Source organism: Novosphingobium sp. GV079, from assembly GCF_003058045.1.
Classification (GTDB): Bacteria; Pseudomonadota; Alphaproteobacteria; order Sphingomonadales; family Sphingomonadaceae; genus Novosphingobium; species Novosphingobium capsulatum.
On sequence record NZ_QBUE01000049.1, the window covers coordinates 1 to 2,203 of the forward strand.

Genomic DNA, 2,203 nt, shown 5'->3' on the forward strand with positions numbered 1-2,203 from the left:
GTGAAAACACCGTCGATGACGCGCGACTGCATCATGCCGCCAGCGAACAATCAAAACCGATCAGACCGGAACAGCGACCTCATGAATAAGACGGGTTAGGGCGTACTAAGGGGGAATTTACTGGTGTGCGATAAATGCGTCGGAGGAGGGGAAAGGTCGCGATCGTCGATTCCGGCCTGCTGGAGTGCAGTTTTCATATCGGCGTAGCATCGGTCCGCTTCCGCATCGAACATGCCGGGCATGGCAGCCATGGCGCCAAAGATCGCGGTCAGCCCGTCACCACTTAGCCGCGCTATTAGTGGTTCCAGATCGTCCCGCTCCGGCCCTATGAACTGACCAGAGTTCATCTTCTCCATCAGAGCCACCAGGCGAGCATAGTCAGGATTGGAAAAGAGATCTGTGGCGTGCTGCAACTGGGCGTCCGTCAGTTTTCCGGCTTCCATGGTGATGGCGTCTTTCCACAAGACGGAAGGAACACGGGACAGACAGGACAGCATATCATCCGCGATGGTGCTGATCGCTTCGGTCTTGCCGGGGTTGCGGGGGCCGAGTTGGGCTACTGCCCCCGCGACGGCGTTGGTACGAGCGAGCGTTTTGTCTTCGTTCAGCGCGGACGGTTCGTCATAAACTGCATTCAGATCAAACGGGGGGCGCGCCGCAGCGACAAATGCTGCTTCGAGTTGCTCGCGAGCCGGTTCCTGCGCCTCCTGGGCGTTGACTGCACCGGGCAGACCGATGATCGAGGTGACCAGCATACATGCAGTGCGCAGCATCCAGGCTGCGGAAGCCGTGCGAAACGTTATCATGGCTGTGCCATCCTTTTCACGCGGGTGGCAACCTGTCCCCAAAAGCTGGTCCTGCGCCTCCACCCGCCTGTTATCCCGTGACATGCGGTTCAATCCGCCCAAGTACTCACATAAGCTTATCAAGCACGTCGTCTGAAAATCCGGCATAGCCAGCGGAAAGCGGCCCACTGGTGCCCCCGGGTGCCGGATCGTCGGAATAGAGAACGACGGTGACATTCACATCCCGGCTCACCGGCAAATCTTGAACCGTCTTCACAATGGCAGATAACTGCGCCGGGGTCATTTTTGCCAGCGAGGCTATGTCAATCTTCGACAGATTATCGGGTATGGCCACAGTCTTGCAGGTCGAGTTCACGGTATAGACCATCTGACCCTCGACATCCTCATTGGGCCGTGCCGTGTGGCTTAGAGCATGGCACCGACTGCGCTGGACGGCCTCGGCCGTCACGCGCATGATCGTCGCCATGCGCTGCTGCGCGGTTTGGCTGACATCAGGGAAGGCGGTCCGTGCTTCATCGTCATAGTCGACGTGACGCATGGCTTCTATCACCGGTCTGGCAGAGAACCTGTCGGCGGCCTGGAACGCTCCGGATGTGACGATGCGCGCTCGCCAGCAACTTCTGCGCACATTGATCGCCGACATCATCGTCGACGTCGATGATGCCGTGCGTGACGTCGTGCTCACGATCCATTGGCGCGGCGGCCAGCACTCGGAACTGAGGGTTCGCAAGCTGAAAGCCGGCGAGCACGGTTGTGCAACAGCGGAGGATGCGCTGGAGGTGATGCGCAGCATGGCGGGCCGTTGGTCCGACGAGCATATCGCCGCGACGCTCAATCGGATGGGCTTGCCCACCGGCCAAGGCAAAACCTGGACGGCGCATCGCGTTTACTCCGTCCGGCGCGTGCGAGGGATCGATGCCTACCGGTCTGCGGTGAAAGACGGCGAATGGCTGACTATGGAGGAAGCAGCCAAAGCCCTAGGCACCACAAGTCATACGATACGGCGCCTGATTAATGCTGGACTGCTTCAAACGGTACAAGTTGTACCGCGTGCTCCTCACCAAATCCGTGCCGCTGATCTGACGTCGGAGCCGATAATGGCTGCAATGGCCCGAAAGGGTCGCCCGTGTCGCGTCGTTGACGCAGAAACGATTCCAATGTTTACAGATACTTGAGGAAGGGCTGGACAATGAAACACGCTTCGCGGTCGGTTTCTATGAGGTGATGGGCGCGGTCGTCGTCGGCACGAAACCACCGACAATCAAGGCAACGTGGAGCCGTCCGATCCTGTCACTGGCGATCTAGCCCGTCTTATTCATGAGGTCGCTGTTCCGGTCTGATCGGTTTTGATTGTTCGCTGGCGGCATGATGCAGTCGCGCGTCATCGACGGTGTTTT

At 59.0% G+C, this 2,203-nt stretch carries 3 protein-coding genes; 1 reads left to right on the top strand and 2 read right to left on the bottom strand.

Annotated elements, in window-relative coordinates; genetic code table 11:
• Positions 1-95 precede the first annotated feature (95 nt).
• A complete protein-coding gene (locus C8K14_RS22210; protein WP_133726931.1) occupies positions 96-806 on the bottom strand; it encodes a hypothetical protein in 711 nt (236 codons plus the stop codon).
• A 106-nt stretch (positions 807-912) separates the two neighbouring features.
• Entirely contained in the window at positions 913-1,344 is a 432-nt protein-coding gene (locus C8K14_RS22215) for a hypothetical protein (protein ID WP_107719326.1), read from the bottom strand.
• On the opposite strand from C8K14_RS22215, the gene C8K14_RS22220 reads away from it, so the two are divergent.
• Entirely contained in the window at positions 1,343-1,981 is a 639-nt protein-coding gene (locus C8K14_RS22220; protein ID WP_199223802.1) for a hypothetical protein, read from the top strand. The two genes, C8K14_RS22215 and C8K14_RS22220, sit on opposite strands and share 2 nt — an antisense overlap.
• Positions 1,982-2,203 lie beyond the last annotated feature (222 nt).